The 13,985-nt window shown below is 64.2% G+C and carries 13 protein-coding genes and 1 riboswitch; of the genes, 8 read left to right on the top strand and 5 right to left on the bottom strand.

Annotated features, from left to right (window positions below):
• The first annotated feature begins 38 nt into the window (after window positions 1–38).
• Genes J1777_RS00335 through fghA form a run of 7 tightly spaced genes read left to right on the top strand, consistent with a single transcriptional unit; the run spans window position 39 to window position 6,881 of the window.
• Window positions 39–593, top strand: coding sequence for a TRAP transporter small permease (locus tag J1777_RS00335; protein ID WP_207573858.1), 555 nt, complete (start codon window positions 39–41; stop codon window positions 591–593).
• A complete protein-coding gene (locus J1777_RS00330) occupies window positions 590–1,912 on the top strand; it encodes a TRAP transporter large permease (RefSeq protein ID WP_207573857.1) in 1,323 nt (440 codons plus the stop codon). The genes J1777_RS00335 and J1777_RS00330 overlap by 4 nt, the downstream gene beginning before the upstream one ends.
• Window positions 1,913–1,934: 22 nt before the next feature.
• Window positions 1,935–2,603, top strand: a complete 669-nt coding sequence (gene maiA, locus J1777_RS00325) for a maleylacetoacetate isomerase (RefSeq protein WP_207573952.1) — start codon at window positions 1,935–1,937, stop codon at window positions 2,601–2,603.
• A gap of 50 nt (window positions 2,604–2,653) precedes the next feature.
• Entirely contained in the window at window positions 2,654–3,874 is a 1,221-nt protein-coding gene (locus J1777_RS00320) for a multidrug effflux MFS transporter (protein ID WP_207573856.1), read from the top strand.
• Complete coding sequence (gene miaA, locus J1777_RS00315; protein WP_207573855.1) at window positions 3,861–4,874, top strand: tRNA (adenosine(37)-N6)-dimethylallyltransferase MiaA; 1,014 nt, start codon at window positions 3,861–3,863, stop codon at window positions 4,872–4,874. Before J1777_RS00320 ends, miaA begins: the two co-directional genes overlap by 14 nt.
• A gap of 31 nt (window positions 4,875–4,905) precedes the next feature.
• On the top strand, window positions 4,906–6,042 hold the full coding sequence (locus J1777_RS00310) for an S-(hydroxymethyl)glutathione dehydrogenase/class III alcohol dehydrogenase (RefSeq protein ID WP_207573854.1): 1,137 nt from the start codon (window positions 4,906–4,908) through the stop codon (window positions 6,040–6,042).
• A gap of 2 nt (window positions 6,043–6,044) precedes the next feature.
• Window positions 6,045–6,881 carry an S-formylglutathione hydrolase gene (gene fghA / locus J1777_RS00305; RefSeq protein ID WP_207573951.1) on the top strand — a complete coding sequence of 279 codons (837 nt, stop codon included), beginning with the start codon at window positions 6,045–6,047 and terminating at the stop codon, window positions 6,879–6,881.
• 178 nt (window positions 6,882–7,059) lie between these two features.
• Here the strand turns inward: fghA and bfr are convergent, their stop codons facing one another.
• The gene (gene bfr, locus J1777_RS00300) at window positions 7,060–7,527 is read right to left on the bottom strand and encodes a bacterioferritin (protein ID WP_207573853.1); all 468 of its coding nucleotides are present in this window, start codon (window positions 7,525–7,527) and stop codon (window positions 7,060–7,062) included.
• A gap of 269 nt (window positions 7,528–7,796) precedes the next feature.
• Between bfr and yddG the strand changes: the two genes are divergently transcribed.
• Window positions 7,797–8,687 carry an aromatic amino acid DMT transporter YddG gene (gene yddG / locus J1777_RS00295; protein WP_207573852.1) on the top strand — a complete coding sequence of 297 codons (891 nt, stop codon included), beginning with the start codon at window positions 7,797–7,799 and terminating at the stop codon, window positions 8,685–8,687.
• A 12-nt stretch (window positions 8,688–8,699) separates the two neighbouring features.
• Here the strand turns inward: yddG and J1777_RS00290 are convergent, their stop codons facing one another.
• The 4 genes from J1777_RS00290 to J1777_RS14425 all read right to left on the bottom strand — a co-directional run bounded on the left by J1777_RS00290 (window position 8,700) and on the right by J1777_RS14425 (window position 13,945).
• Window positions 8,700–9,227 (bottom strand): hypothetical protein, encoded by a 528-nt coding sequence (locus J1777_RS00290; RefSeq protein ID WP_242700320.1) that lies wholly within the window; start codon window positions 9,225–9,227, stop codon window positions 8,700–8,702.
• A 10-nt stretch (window positions 9,228–9,237) separates the two neighbouring features.
• A complete protein-coding gene (locus J1777_RS00285) occupies window positions 9,238–10,146 on the bottom strand; it encodes an ABC transporter substrate-binding protein (RefSeq protein WP_207573850.1) in 909 nt (302 codons plus the stop codon).
• A complete protein-coding gene (locus J1777_RS00280) occupies window positions 10,131–12,020 on the bottom strand; it encodes a TonB-dependent receptor domain-containing protein (RefSeq protein ID WP_207573849.1) in 1,890 nt (629 codons plus the stop codon). The genes J1777_RS00285 and J1777_RS00280 overlap by 16 nt, the downstream gene beginning before the upstream one ends.
• A 76-nt stretch (window positions 12,021–12,096) precedes the next feature.
• A riboswitch (cobalamin riboswitch) is annotated at window positions 12,097–12,349 on the bottom strand.
• 6 nt (window positions 12,350–12,355) lie between these two features.
• Window positions 12,356–13,945, bottom strand: a complete 1,590-nt coding sequence (locus J1777_RS14425; protein ID WP_278253411.1) for a methyl-accepting chemotaxis protein — start codon at window positions 13,943–13,945, stop codon at window positions 12,356–12,358.
• Window positions 13,946–13,985: the final 40 nt, after the last annotated feature.

The following is a 13,985-nucleotide window of genomic DNA, read 5'->3' as shown; positions in this document are numbered from 1 at the left end:
ATTTATCAGCGGTAAAAGCTTCTTTTATTGAGTATCTGATGACTGAAGTTGTTCATTCCCCTGAAGGCGCTGCCGCACCAGCGACCCCGCAGGATGCGCTAGGCCGTTTCCTGCTGGGCTGGTCGCAACTGTCGGCCCTGTGCGGCGTGGCGCTGCTGCTGGGCATCTGCCTGCTGTCCACCTGGAGCGTGCTGGGCCGCGCCCTGTTCGACTCCCCCGTCATGGGGGATGTGGAAATCGTGCAAATCATTTGCTCGCTGGCCATTGCCTCTTTCCTGCCCTACGCGCAGATGAAGAACGCCCACGTCATCGTGGACTTTTTCACCCACGGCGCCAGCGCCCGCACCCGCGCCGTGCTGGACGTTTTGGCTGCGCTGGTGCTGGCCGTGGTCGCCACCTGGCTGGCCTGGCGCAGCACGGCCGGTGCCATTGAGGCCTACAACAACGGCGAGACATCCATGATCCTGGACTGGCCGCTGTGGTGGGCGCACATCACCATCGCGCCCGGCTTTGGCCTGCTGACGCTTACCGCCCTCTACACTGCCTGGACACTGGGCAAGAACCTGAATAACCACCAAGGGAATGCAGCATGAGCGGCGTAACGATTGGCTTTTTGATGGGGGGGCTGGTGCTGGTGCTGCTGGTCATCCGCGTCCACATTGCGGTGGCGATGCTGCTGGCCGGGGGCATTGGCTACGCCCTGGTGGCGGGCATTGACCCACTGTTCAACTACGCCAAAACCATGGCGTTTGCCCGCTATTCGGTCTATGACCTGTCGGTGGTGCCGCTGTTTTTACTGATGGGCAATCTGGCCTCGCGCGGCGGACTGTCGCGGCGGCTGTTCCAGGCCACAAATGCATTTTTGGGCCACTACCGGGGCGGTGTGGCCATGAGTGCGGTGGGGGCCTGCGCCGGCTTTGGGGCCATCTGCGGCTCTTCGCTGGCCACCGCGGCCACCATGGGGCAGGTGGCCCTGCCCGAGCTGCGCCGCTACAACTATTCGCCCGCACTGGCCACCGGCGCACTGGCGGCCGGCGGCACCCTGGGGGTGCTGATTCCGCCCTCGGTGGTGCTGGTGATCTACGCCGTGCTGGCCGAGCAGAACGTGGCTGCCATGTTCATCGCCGCCCTGCTGCCGGGCCTGCTGGCCCTGAGCGGCTACATGGTGGCCATCATGATTTATGTGCGCCTCTCGCCCGGCAGCGGCCCGGCTGCGCCACGCATGAACTGGAGCGAGCGCCTGCACACCCTGCGTGAGGTCTGGCCGATTGTGGCGATTTTTGTCACCGTGATCGGCGGCATCTACGGTGGCATCTTCACCCCCACCGAGGCCGCCGCCATCGGCACCATCGCCACCGGCGCACTGGCCCTGCTCATGCGCGAGCTGACCTGGCAAGGCATCGTGGATGCCGCGCTGGACACAGCATCGGCCACCGCCATGATCTTTTTGATCTTGCTGGGTGCAGATTTGCTCAACGCTTTCTTTGCCATCTCGCAAATGCCCGTGGCCGCAGCGCAGTGGGTGCTGGGCGCCGACCTGCCGCCCATGCTGGTGCTGCTGGGCATTGTGCTGATCTACCTGGTGCTGGGCTGCGTGATGGACAGCCTGTCCATGCTGCTGCTGACCATTCCCATCTTTTTGCCCATCGTGCTGGGGCTGGACTTTTGGGGGCTGGGCCAGACAGACAAGGCCATCTGGTTCGGCATCCTGGCGCTGATGGTGGTGGAGATCGGCCTGATCACCCCGCCCGTGGGCATGAACCTGTTCATCATCAACAGCTTGGCCAAAGACGTGCCGATGAAAGAAACCTACAAAGGCACGCTGCCCTTCATCGCCTCGGACATCGTGCGCACGGCCATCTTGATGCTGGTGCCGGGGCTGTCGCTGTGGCTGGTGCATGCGCTCAATTGACCTTGAAGGACACCTGCCCGATATGCTCACGCTCTATACCTACTTTCGCAGCTCGGCCGCCTACCGGGTGCGCATCGCCCTGGGGCTCAAAGGTCTGCCCTACGACAGCCACGCCGTCCATCTGGTCAAGGACGGCGGCCAACAGCACACCAGCGCCTACCGGGCCCTCAACCCGCAGGCCCTGGTGCCCAGTCTGCAAACGGCCACGGCATCAACAGACGGCAGCGCCACCCTCACCCAATCGCTGGCCATCATGGAATACTTGGAAGAAGCCTACCCCCAGGCCCCCGCCCTGCTGCCTGCCGACTTGCTGGGCCGCGCCCGGGTGCGGGCCCTGGCCCAGGTGGTGGCCTGCGAAATCCACCCGCTGAACAACCTGCGCGTGCTGCGCTACCTCACCCAGGACATGGGCCTGAGCAGCCAGCAAAAGGATGCGTGGTATGCCCACTGGATCGCCCTGGGCCTGGGCGCGCTGGAGGAGATGCTGGCCACCAGCAGCGCCACCGGCCAGTTTTGCCACGGCGACAGCCCCACGCTGGCCGATTGCTGCCTGGTGCCGCAAGTGTTCAACGCCCGGCGCTTTGGCTGCCCCACCCAGGGCTACCCCACCATTGAGCGCATCGTGGCCACCTGCGAGCAATTGCCCGCTTTTGCCCAGGCCGCGCCGGGGCAGCAGCCAGACGCGGAATAAAAGAGCGCATTTGCGCTCCTTGCCCCGCTCCCTGCCGCCAGAATGCTGCCATGCGCACCCCTTCCGTCCCTGCTGCTGCCGAATCAGGCATCACCATCCTCGTGCTGGCACTGCTGCTAAGCATCCAGCCCGTCACCACCGACCTGTACCTGCCCGCCCTGCCCACGCTGACCTACGCCCTGGGGGCCAGCGTAACGCAGGGGCAGCTCACTTTGAGCGCCCTGCTGCTGGCCTTTGGCTGCTCCCAGCTTTTCTGGGGGCCGCTGTCCGACCGCTGGGGCCGCAGGCCCATTTTGCTGACCGGACTGCTGCTGTACACCCTGGCCTCCATCGGCAATACCCTGGCGGCCAGCATGGATCTGCTCATCCTGTGGCGCACCCTGCAAGGGGTGGCCATGGGCGCGGTGGTGATGTGCGGGCGGGCCATCGTGCGCGACCTGTACACCCCCGTGGCCGGGGCGCGGGCCATGTCCAAGGCGCTGACCGGCCTGGGCGTAGTGGCCTGCCTGTGCGCCCCCATCGGCGGCTGGCTGGCCGATGCGCTGGGCTGGCGCTCTGCCCTGCTGGCGCTGACCGCCTACGCCCTGCTCACCCTGGCCATGGTGTGGCGGCACCTGCCCGAATCCCTGCCCCAGCCCAACCCGCAGGCGCTGCGCCCGGCCATCTTGCTGCGCACCTGGGGACGGGTGCTGCGCCACCCCACCTTCTGGGCCTATTCGCTGCTGACCACGGCCTCCTACGGCGGGTTGTTCGTCTTCCTGGCCTCGTCCTCCTTCATCTTCATTGAAGTGCTGGGGCTGGAGCGCACCCGCTACGGGGCAGTGCTGTTTTCTACCGGCGTGGCCTACTTCGCCGGCACCTTTTTGTGCCGGGCACTCATGGCCCGCTTCGGCCTCACGCGCACGGTGGCCATTGGGGGGCTGCTCAGCGTCAGCGGCGGCGGCCTGGTCATGGCGGTGGCCGCCGCGGGCTGGCATACGCCGCTGGCCCTGTTGCCGCCGTTTTACCTGTTCATGCTGGGCCATGGCATCCACCAGCCCTGTGGGCAATCGGGCTGCGTGGCACCGTTTCCGGACGCAGCCGGCGTGGCCTCGGCCTTCAACGGTTTCATGATGATGTTGGTGGCCTTTGCCACAGGGGCCTGGGTCAGTGCCCAGCTCAACGGCACGGTCTGGCCATTGGTGCAGGGCGTAGGGCTGTTTTCTGTGCTGCTGGGCGCAATTGCTTGGGGATTGGTGCAAAAATTCGGCCATCCCGATGCCAATACTTGAACCCTCCCCCCCCTCTTGCGCCCTCGCCCTGCCCTGCCTGGCCATTGCTGGCCCCACCGCCAGCGGCAAAACCGCCGCCGCCCTGGCCCTGGCCGCCGCCCTGGCGGCACGCGGGCAGGCCTGCGAGATCATCAGCGTTGATTCCGCCCTGGTCTATCGCGGCATGGACATTGGCACCGCCAAGCCCACGGCCGAAGAATTGGCCCAGGTGCCGCACCACCTGATCGACCTCCTCGACCCGCTGCAGTCCTACAGCGCCGCCGATTTTGTGCGCGATGCCACCGCGCTGATCGCCGCCATCCGCCAGCGCCACGCCATACCGCTGCTGGTGGGCGGCACCATGCTCTACTTCAAAGCCCTGATGGACGGCCTGGACGACCTGCCCACGGCCGATCCTGCCGTGCGCCAGCGCCTGGATGCCGAGGCCGCTGCCATTGGCTGGCCCGCGATGCACGCCCGGCTGGCCCAGGTCGATCCGGTCACCGCCGCCCGCCTGGCCCCCAACGACAGCCAACGCATCCAGCGGGCCCTGGAAGTGTGGGAGCGCACCGGCCAGCCTTTGTCGGCTTTTCATAAATCAAAAACCAGAGCTGTAACCGCAAGCCCCATCAGCGAAAATGGCTTTTTTTCTTTAGAACCTGAAAACCGCACCTGGCTGCACGAGCGCATTGCCCAGCGCTTTGATGCCATGCTGGCTGAGGGCTTTTTGCAGGAGATGCAGCAGCTGCGCCAGCGCGGCGATTTGCACCTGGATTTGCCCAGCATGCGCTGCGTGGGCTACCGCCAAGCCTGGGAGGCGCTGGACAGCGCAGCCGCCCACCACCAATCCGTGGACATGCCCAGCCTGCGCGAAAAAGGCATTGCCGCCACGCGCCAGCTGGCCAAGCGCCAAATCACCTGGCTGCGCAGCATGCCCCAGCGGCAAACGATTGCCTGCGATGCGCCCCAGGCGCAGGCCACCTTGGTCGCCCGCGCTCTGGCGGCGTGCCGGGCGATATAGTCACCGCTTGTTTACCGCCCAAGGAGCTGTTATGAAATCCCGTGCCGCCGTGGCCTTTAAGGCTGGAGAGCCACTACAAATCGTCGAAATCGACGTCGCTCCGCCGAAAAAGGGCGAAGTGCTCGTCAAAATCACGCACACCGGCGTGTGTCACACCGATGCCTTTACCTTAAGCGGCGATGACCCCGAAGGGGTCTTTCCCGCCGTGCTCGGCCACGAAGGCGCGGGCATCGTCGTCGAGGTGGGCGAAGGCGTGACCAGCGTGCAGCCGGGCGACCACGTGATCCCGCTGTACACCGCCGAATGCGGCGAATGCCTGTTCTGTAAAAGCGGCAAAACCAATCTGTGCGTGGCCGTGCGGGCCACCCAGGGCAAGGGCCTGATGCCCGATGGCACCACGCGCTTTTCCTACCAGGGCCAGCCCATTTACCACTACATGGGCTGCTCGACGTTCAGCGAATACACCGTGGTGGCCGAAGTCTCGCTGGCCAAAATCAACCCCAACGCCAACCCTGAACACGTCTGCCTGCTGGGCTGCGGGGTCACCACCGGACTGGGCGCGGTCAAACACACCGCCAAGGTGCAAGCGGGCGACAGCGTGGCCGTGTTTGGCTTGGGCGGCATCGGTTTGGCGGTGCTACAAGGGGCCAAGCTGGCGGGCGCAGGGCGCATCATCGCCATCGACACCAACCCCAGCAAATTTGAGCTGGCCCGCACCTTTGGCGCGACCGACTGCGTCAATCCCAAAGACCACCAACGCCCCATTCAAGAGGTGATTGTGGAAATGACCGGCTGGGGCGTGGACCACAGCTTTGAGTGCATTGGCAACGTCAATGTCATGCGCGCTGCGCTGGAGTGCGCCCACCGGGGCTGGGGGCAAAGCATCATCATCGGCGTGGCCGGTGCAGGGCAAGAAATTTCTACACGCCCCTTCCAACTGGTCACCGGCCGGCGCTGGCTGGGCAGTGCTTTTGGCGGGGTCAAGGGCCGCAGCGAACTGCCCGGCATGGTGGAAGATGCCATGGCCGAGCGCATCCAGCTGGCCCCCTTTGTCACCCACACGATGGGGCTGGAAGACATCAACCACGCTTTTGATCTGATGCACGAAGGCAAAAGCATCCGCAGCGTGCTGCACTACGCGCCCACGGCCAAGGAGACTGCGGCATGAGCCTGCAGCAACTGGAAAACCACGCCTGCTTTGGCGGGCAGCAGCAGGTGTGGCAGCACCCCAGCACCAGCCTGCTCTGCGACATGCGCTTTGGCGTGTACCTGCCGCCCCAGGCGCTGGCGGGGCAGCGCTGCCCGGTGCTGTATTGGCTCTCGGGCCTGACCTGCACTGAGCAAAACTTCATCACCAAAGCCGGGGCACAGCACAGCGCGGCGCAGCACGGCTTCATCTTGGTGGCACCGGACACCAGCCCGCGCGGCACCGAGGTGGCCGACGATGCCGCTTACGACCTGGGGCAAGGGGCCGGGTTTTACCTGAACGCCACCCAAGCGCCCTGGGCTGCGCACTACCGCATGGAAGACTATGTGGTGCAGGAGCTGCCCGCGCTGATCGAGGCGCACTTTCCCGCCAGCACGCACCGCGCCATCAGCGGCCACTCGATGGGGGGCCATGGGGCCTTGACCCTGGCGCTGAAATACCCTGGGCGCTACGCCAGCGTGTCGGCCTTTTCGCCCATCGTGGCCCCCAGCCAAGTGCCGTGGGGCGAAAAAGCGTTTACCGCCTACCTGGGCACCGACCGCAGCGCGTGGCAAGCGCACGATGCGGTGGCCTTGGTGGCCCAAGAGCGCCCAGAACGCCTGCCCTTGCTGATCGACCAGGGCCTGGCCGATGACTTTCTGGCCGCGCAACTGCGCCCCGAGCTGCTGGAGGCCGCCTGCCAAGCCGCAGGCCACCCACTGACGCTGCGCCGCCACGCGGGCTACGACCACAGCTATTACTTTATTGCCAGCTTGATCGGCGACCACCTGGCCCACCACGCCCAGGCGCTGGGCGCTTAGAACGTGTTCATGATCTCGAATGAAGGTGTGGGGGATGCGGTTGGGGATGGGTTGCGAGGCGCAAACCACAGCAATAGCTTGGCTATTGCGAGGATTTGCAACGACGCAGACCGCCCGAAGCCGCGCCCGCACACCCATGAGGAGATCGTGAACACGTTCTTATAACGTATTTACGCTCTCACCCCATCTGGCTTTGCAGGTAGTTTTGCAGCCCAATCTGTTCAATCAGATTGAGCTGCTTTTCCAGCCAATAGGTGTGGTCGGCCTCGGTGTCGTGCAGCTGCTGCAGCAAGATGTCGCGGCTGACAAAGTCACCGTGCTGCTCGCACAAGGCCATGCCTTGGCGCAGGTTGTCGCGCACCGCGTATTCGGCGGCCAAGTCTTTGCGCAGCATGTCGGGCACGTTCTCGCCCAGGGTCAGCTCTTTGGGGCGCATGTCCGGGCGGCCACCGAGCAGCAAAATGCGGCGCAAGATGGCATCGGCGTGCTGGGTTTCTTCCTGCATCTCGTGGTCGATGCGGGTAAACAGCTTGTTCAGCCCCAGGTCTTCATAGATGCGTGAATGGGCAAAGTACTGGTCACGGGCGGTCAGCTCGCCGCGCAGCAGTTCTTTGAGGTAGTCGATGACTTCAGGGTGGCCTTGCATGGTGTTTACTCCGCTCAGGTTGCAAAGCCTGCAGTATCGGGCACTGGGGCTGCGGCCACCGGCTGGATGGGCACAATTCCCAGGTGCCCGTGGGTGGGATGCAAGTGGTCGGCAAAGGCCTTCGTATTGCCACGCCGTGTACGCTGCGCAAGCCGGAAAATCACATAAACCAAAGCTGTTTCCGCTGAATTAATAAGATTTATTGAAATAAAAACCGCTAAAAATCATATACAAAAAGCGGTCATAGCTATTGATTTAATAAAACTTCCATGCCTACCCCAACCCACGCCACCTTGATTGGCCTGATCGCCATCGTGCTGTGGAGCGCCATCGTCGGCCTGATCCGCAGCGTCAGCGACCACCTGGGGCCCACGGGCGGCGCGGCCATGCTGTACAGCGTGGCCTCCTGCTTTTTGCTGCTGACGGTGGGCGGTGCCCGGCCGCGCGACCTGCGGGCCTTTCCCCGGCGCTACCTGCTGTGGGGCAGCGTGCTGTTTGTGGCCTATGAGCTGTGCCTGGCCCTGTCGATTGGCTACGCGCACACAGCGCAGCAGGCGATTGAGGTGGGCATGGTCAATTATCTGTGGCCCAGTTTCACCATCGTGGCGGCCATCGTGTTCAACCGGCAAAGGGCCAACTGGCTCATCGTGCCGGGCTTTGGGCTGTCGATCATCGGCATCGGCTGGGTGCTGGGCGGTGCGCAAGGTTTTGACCTGCGCGGCATGGCGGCGAACGTGCAAGACAACCCGCTGAGCTACGGCCTGGCCTTGGCCGGGGCGCTGATCTGGGCGGGCTACTGCACCGTCACCGCCCGCATCGCCCAGGGCAAAAATGGCGTTACGCTGTTTTTTATTCTGGTGGCGCTGGCGCTGTGGGTGAAGTACGGGCTGGAAGGCGGCGGGCCGATGGATTTCACCCCAGCGGCCATGGTTTACCTGGTGCTGGCCGCCGGGGCCATGGGCTTTGGCTACGCGGCGTGGAACGTGGGCATCCTGCACGGCAACGTCACCATCCTGGCGGGCGCGTCGTATTTCATTCCGGTGCTGTCCTCGGCCCTGTCGGTGTGGTTACTGGGCGCGTCGCTGTCTTGGGCCTTTTGGCAGGGCGCGGCCATGGTCTGCGGCGGGGCGATTCTGTGCTGGCTGGCCACGCGGCGCTAGCGCATGGCGGCGCTATACCTTGTAGCTTTTGCTGGTAAAGGGCACTTCGTCCAGCCCCCGGCGGCGATTGACGACCAGCGTCATTAAAAAGAACAGATTGCACATGGCGTTGCAGATGCGCGGCAGCACGTCGGGGATGGCGTGCCCCTCCTGCTCGACCCGCACCAAGGCGCGAATGGCTTTTTTGGCGCAAGAGCGGGCCAGGTGCAACTGCGGCACCGGCACCGTGCCCCGGGGCAGGATGAAGGTGTGCTGGCGCGCGCCCAGCGCGTCTTGGTAGTGGCGCAGGCGCTGCACCACCCATTGCACATCGGCCTCTTCCACCGCCAGCGTGCCACGAATCGAGCCATTGACGTGAAACGCCAGGGGCTGCAAGTGGTCCAGGTCGGCAGCCAGGTCGGCCATTTCGGGCGGCATGGCCGACAGGGCCATACCGATCAGGGTACACAGCTCGTCGGTGACCATTTCAAAGTCGCACAGCGTGGACGTTTCGTGGATAAAGGGGTAGCACAGCTCCCCGTAGTGGCGACTGGATTTCATCAAGATGCTTTCATGGTGCAGCGGGCGCTGGCGTGTGCCCGGGAAGCTGGCTCAGGCACCGCGCCAGGATGCGGGCCGCTTCGACCAAACGCGGCCCCGGGCGGGTGAGGGTGCGGCTCTCGGGTGCGGAAAGCTGGCACACCTGCCCCAGGCGCAGCGCCCGCAAACGCCCCCAGCCTGGGCGCTGGGCCAAAGCGTACAAGCTGGCCGCCGTGTGCGACTGGATGATGAGGTCGGGATCGGCCCGCACCACATATTCCGGCGTGAGCTGGGGAAACGGCGTGCTGCTGCCAGCAGCAATATTTTCGGCCCCCAGGTGGCTGAGCAGCTCGCCCATGAACGAGTCAGGGCCGGCGGCATACAGGGCGTTGTCCACTTCGATGTACACCCGTGGCGGCGGCAGACCCGGACGTTGCGCCTGGGCCGTGCTTGCTATTTCTTGTAGCTCTTGGCGCATGTTTTTAATGGCAATTTCGGCTTTATGAAGCTGCAAAGCCTTATCAATCTTGCGCAAAGCGCTCTCAACATCAGCGATGGTGAGCGCATCCACCTCCACCACGTGCAAGCCCAGGGCCTGCAAGCGCTGTTGCACGGGCGGGGTACGCCCGGTAAACACCACGTCGGGGCGCAGGTGTACCACCGCCTCGATCGACGGCTCCCAGGTGCGCCCCAGGCGGGGCAGTGCCTGCACCGGGGGCGGATCGAGCGAAAAATCATCCACCCCCACCAGGCGCTCACACGCGCCCAGGGCGCACACTGCCTCGGTGGCCGAGGGCAGCAGCGAAACGATGCGCTGCGGGGCCGGGGCTGGCACCGGGGCTGCCGCCGGGGTTTGCGCCCCGGCGTGCAGCACCACGCTGGCGGCCATGGCGGCCACAGCAGCCTGCCGCCAGCGCCACGCCATTAGCGCATGGCCCATTTCAGCGTCAGGTAGGCGGCGCGGCCCAGTTGGTTGAAGCCGTAGGCGGTTTCGTAGCGCTTGTCCCCCAGGTTGGCCACGCGCAGTTGCACCGCCAGATCAGGGCGCAACTGGTACTGCACCGAGGCATCGACCGTGGTGTAAGAGGGCAAGCTCACCGAGGTGGCGGGGAAGGTGGCAAAGTCCGCATCCTTGCGGCTGCCCACGTACAGCAGGCTCGAGCCCAGCGTCCACGCGCCCCATTGTTTGCCCACGTTCAGGCTGGCCTGGTGCTTGGCACGGCGCAGCGGCGTTTGGCCGTCGGCTTGTTGGGCATCCAAATAGTCGTAGGCGGCGGCCACGGTCCAGCCCTTCATGGCCAAGCCGTAGGCCGCGCTCCAGCCTTTCAAGCGGGTGGTGCCGGGCACGTTTTGCATGCCGGTGGTGCCGCTTTGAATCAGCTGGCTGATTTTGTTGTCAAAGTGCAGCAGCTTGGCGCTGTGCGGGCCATGGTTCCATTGCAGGCCAATTTCGTTGTTCTTGCCTTGCTCGGGCACCAGATCGGGGTTGCCGCCCCAGGCCATGCCCGGCGCGGGGTAGTACAAATCGTTGAACGATGGGGCGCGCATGCTCTTGCCATGCGAGGCGTAGGCACGCCAGCCCGGTGCCAGCTCCAGGCCATAGCCCAGACCATAGGTGGTAAAGCCGCCAAACTGCGAGTTATCGTCCCGGCGCACATTGGCCTGCCAAGAGTGGCGACCGGCGCTGCCATTCACGCCGACAAAAGCGGCATTGACCGTGCGCCGATTGACCGCGTAGTTGTTCGAGGTGTCCACCTTTTGCTCCAGGCGCTCCCACCCGGCCAGCACCGTGCCCACGGGGGTGGCCAGCTGGTTGTCCCACTTGAATTCGGTCTGGCGGGTGTTCAGGTGGCTATCGCCCCAGGCGGCTTGCCGATTCACGAGCTTGTCGGTCGATTCACCGAGCGACACGGTGGTTGTCCAGATCGGCAAAAGCTTGCCTTTGAGCGCGAGCCGGCCCACTTCGGTGCGCATGTCGGCGTAAGGATTTTGGGTGCTGGGGCCATCATCCACCCAGGCTTTGCCTTGCGATTGCAGCCACTGCCCTTCGATGCGCCAGTCGGCATTCAAAGCGTAGCCCAGCGCCACTTGGGCGGCGGTTTGCTGCAGGCCATCGCGGTCGGGGTGGTAGCTGAACACATCCTTGGCATTGGTCGCTGAAATGCCGTGCTCGGTCACACGGCTGAGGTTCACTTGGTAGTCAAAACCGTTTTGCTCGCCGCGCAGCCCCACGGTGCCGGATGTGTGGCCGTATTCGCCCAGCGTCACCTCGGCATTGGCCAGCAATGGCTTGCCTGCGCCCTGGCCGCGCTGGGTAAACACCTGGATGACCCCGCCCACGGCTTCGCTGCCGTACAGGGCCGAAGCCGGGCCTTTGACCACTTCAATGCGCTCGATCAGCTCCAGCGGCAGGTTGGCCAGCACCGGCGCTGCCGTGTTGGCCGAGCCGTAGCGCACGCCATCGACCAGCAGCAAGCTATGGTTGCTGCCCGCACCGCGCAGAAAAATACTTTGCGCCTGGCCGCGCCCGCCGTTGCTAGACAGTTGCACACCGGCCAGGCGCTGCAGCACTTCGGCCACCGAGCGGCCCGGGCCCACCGCATCCAGTTGTGCGCGGGTAATGACGGTCACATCGGCCAAAGTTGCATCCAAACGGCTTTCGGTGCGTGTGGCGGTGACCACGGTTTCTTGCAGCGCAGCCTCTTGCGCCATGGCGGTGTGGGTGAAGACGGCACAGGCGATGGCCGCCAACGAAAAATGCACCGGCAGGCGCGCACCGGCAGGCGACGCGCAGGAAAAATTCAAGTTTTGCATGGTAAAAATCAGAACAGACCCGCCCCGGCGTCCCCGCCACGGCAATCATTCACTGGCATGCAATTTGTTGGCTTGCACACCAGCCCCTTTTTTGGCCGGTATCCAGACTGGCGTTTTCCTTGGCCGTCGCCTTCCCACAGCCCAGGGCTGCAGTGGCTTTACGAGACGGAAGGAGGGCCTTGGAACGGCTTCCAAGGCCCTTGCGCACACTGTTGCGGGGGCAGTACATGCTGCGCTGGCGCGTCGGTAGCGACGCGCCAGCGGCCATGTTTCCCGTTTAACCGCAGGGACAGAAATGCCCTGCGAGCACCAAAGGGGCCGATTCTAGAGGCTGTTCAGGCCCCCAAGGCGTATTGCGGCTGGGAAGATGCCGGGGTGTGAAACACACTGACTGTGTGCACCAGGGCCTGCGCCTGGCTTTGCAGCGACTGGGCCGCAGCGGCGGCCTCTTCCACCAAGGCGGCATTTTCTTGCGTGACCTGGTCCATTTGCTGCATGGCCTGGTTGATTTGGGCAATGCCCACGGTCTGGTCCTGGCTGGCTTTGCTCATCTCACGCATGATGTCGGCCACGCGGCGCACGCTGACGACGATTTCATCCATGGTGCTGCCCGCTTTTTCCACCTGGGTGCTGCCGTTGCTGACGTTGCCCACCGATTCAGCAATCAAGCCTTTGATCTCACGGGCCGCATCGGCACTGCGCCCGGCCAGGGCGCGCACCTCGCTGGCCACCACGGCAAAGCCCCGGCCCTGCTCACCGGCACGGGCCGCTTCCACCGCAGCGTTCAGCGCCAGGATGTTGGTCTGGAAGGCAATGCTGTCGATGATGCCGATGATGTCGGCAATCTTGCGCGAGGAGGTGTTGATCGCCTCCATGGTGTCCACCACCTCGGCCACCACTTTGCCACCGCGCATGGCCACCTGGGCGGCGGTTTCCGCCAGCGCGGAGGCCTGTTTGCCGCTTTCGTAATTCTGCGCAACGGTGCCCGACAACTCGTGCATGGCCGCCGTGGTTTGCTCCAGGGCGCTGGCCTGCTCTTCGGTGCGCCCAGACAAATCCAGGTTGCCCGTGGCAATTTGTGTGGTGGCGGTGGCAATGGCATCGCTGCCCTGGCGCACGTTGGTGACAATTTGCACCAGGCTTTGGTCCATCGCCTGCAGGGTTTGGAGCAGGTCGCCCGTTTCGTCAGAGCGGTCAATCGCCATCGCATTGCCCAACTGCCCTTGCGCCACAGACTGGGCCACCCCAACGGCTTGCACCAGCGGGCGGGTAATGGAACGGGTGATCACCCACGCCAGGCCCATCCCCAAGGCTGCGGCAATCAAGCCCGTGGCAATCACAATCCAACGGGCCCAATCGGCAGCGGCCACGGTCTGGGCACCATCTTCCTGGGCCAAGCGGTTCTGTAAATCGGACAAATCCTGGCAATACTGCGATATCAGCGCCAATTGCACCAGGGTGACGGTTTGTAGCTCGTGGGTTGCCCCCTCCATGTCGCCTGCATCCAGCAGGGCATAAAACTTGGTCTGAGACTGGACGTAAATGCCCCGGGCCTGCTCAATTTTTGCCAGCAGCGTTTTGCCTTCATCCAGAAAGACAAGTTCTTGCAAACGTTTGATGGACACCACGAATGCCTCGCGCGAGGCCACAATTTCATCGCGCAATTGCTGGCGGCGCTGCGGATCGCTGAAGACTTGCTCCGCCGTGCGCCGGGCATTGAGCGCCGCAATCAGCCCCAGCCGGGAAGCGGCATCGGCTTGAGCCCACGTTACCTGCGTCATGTGGCGGGTGGTATGGCTCAAAGTATTGAGGTTCCACACAGCGACCACGGCAACCACCAGCAGCAAAGCCAGCACGGCACCAAACGCAACAAACAAACGGGCACCGATGCGCCAATGGTGCAGGGGAGAGAGAAGTTTGAGCATGCACATTCAACGTTGAAGGAAATAAAAAAAGTGCGATGAA

Source organism: Comamonas denitrificans, assembly GCF_017368815.1.
Lineage (GTDB): Bacteria > Pseudomonadota > Gammaproteobacteria > Burkholderiales > Burkholderiaceae_C > Comamonas > Comamonas denitrificans.
The sequence above is the reverse complement of the archived record's forward strand: the minus strand, read 5'-3'. Positions and strand labels throughout refer to the sequence as shown.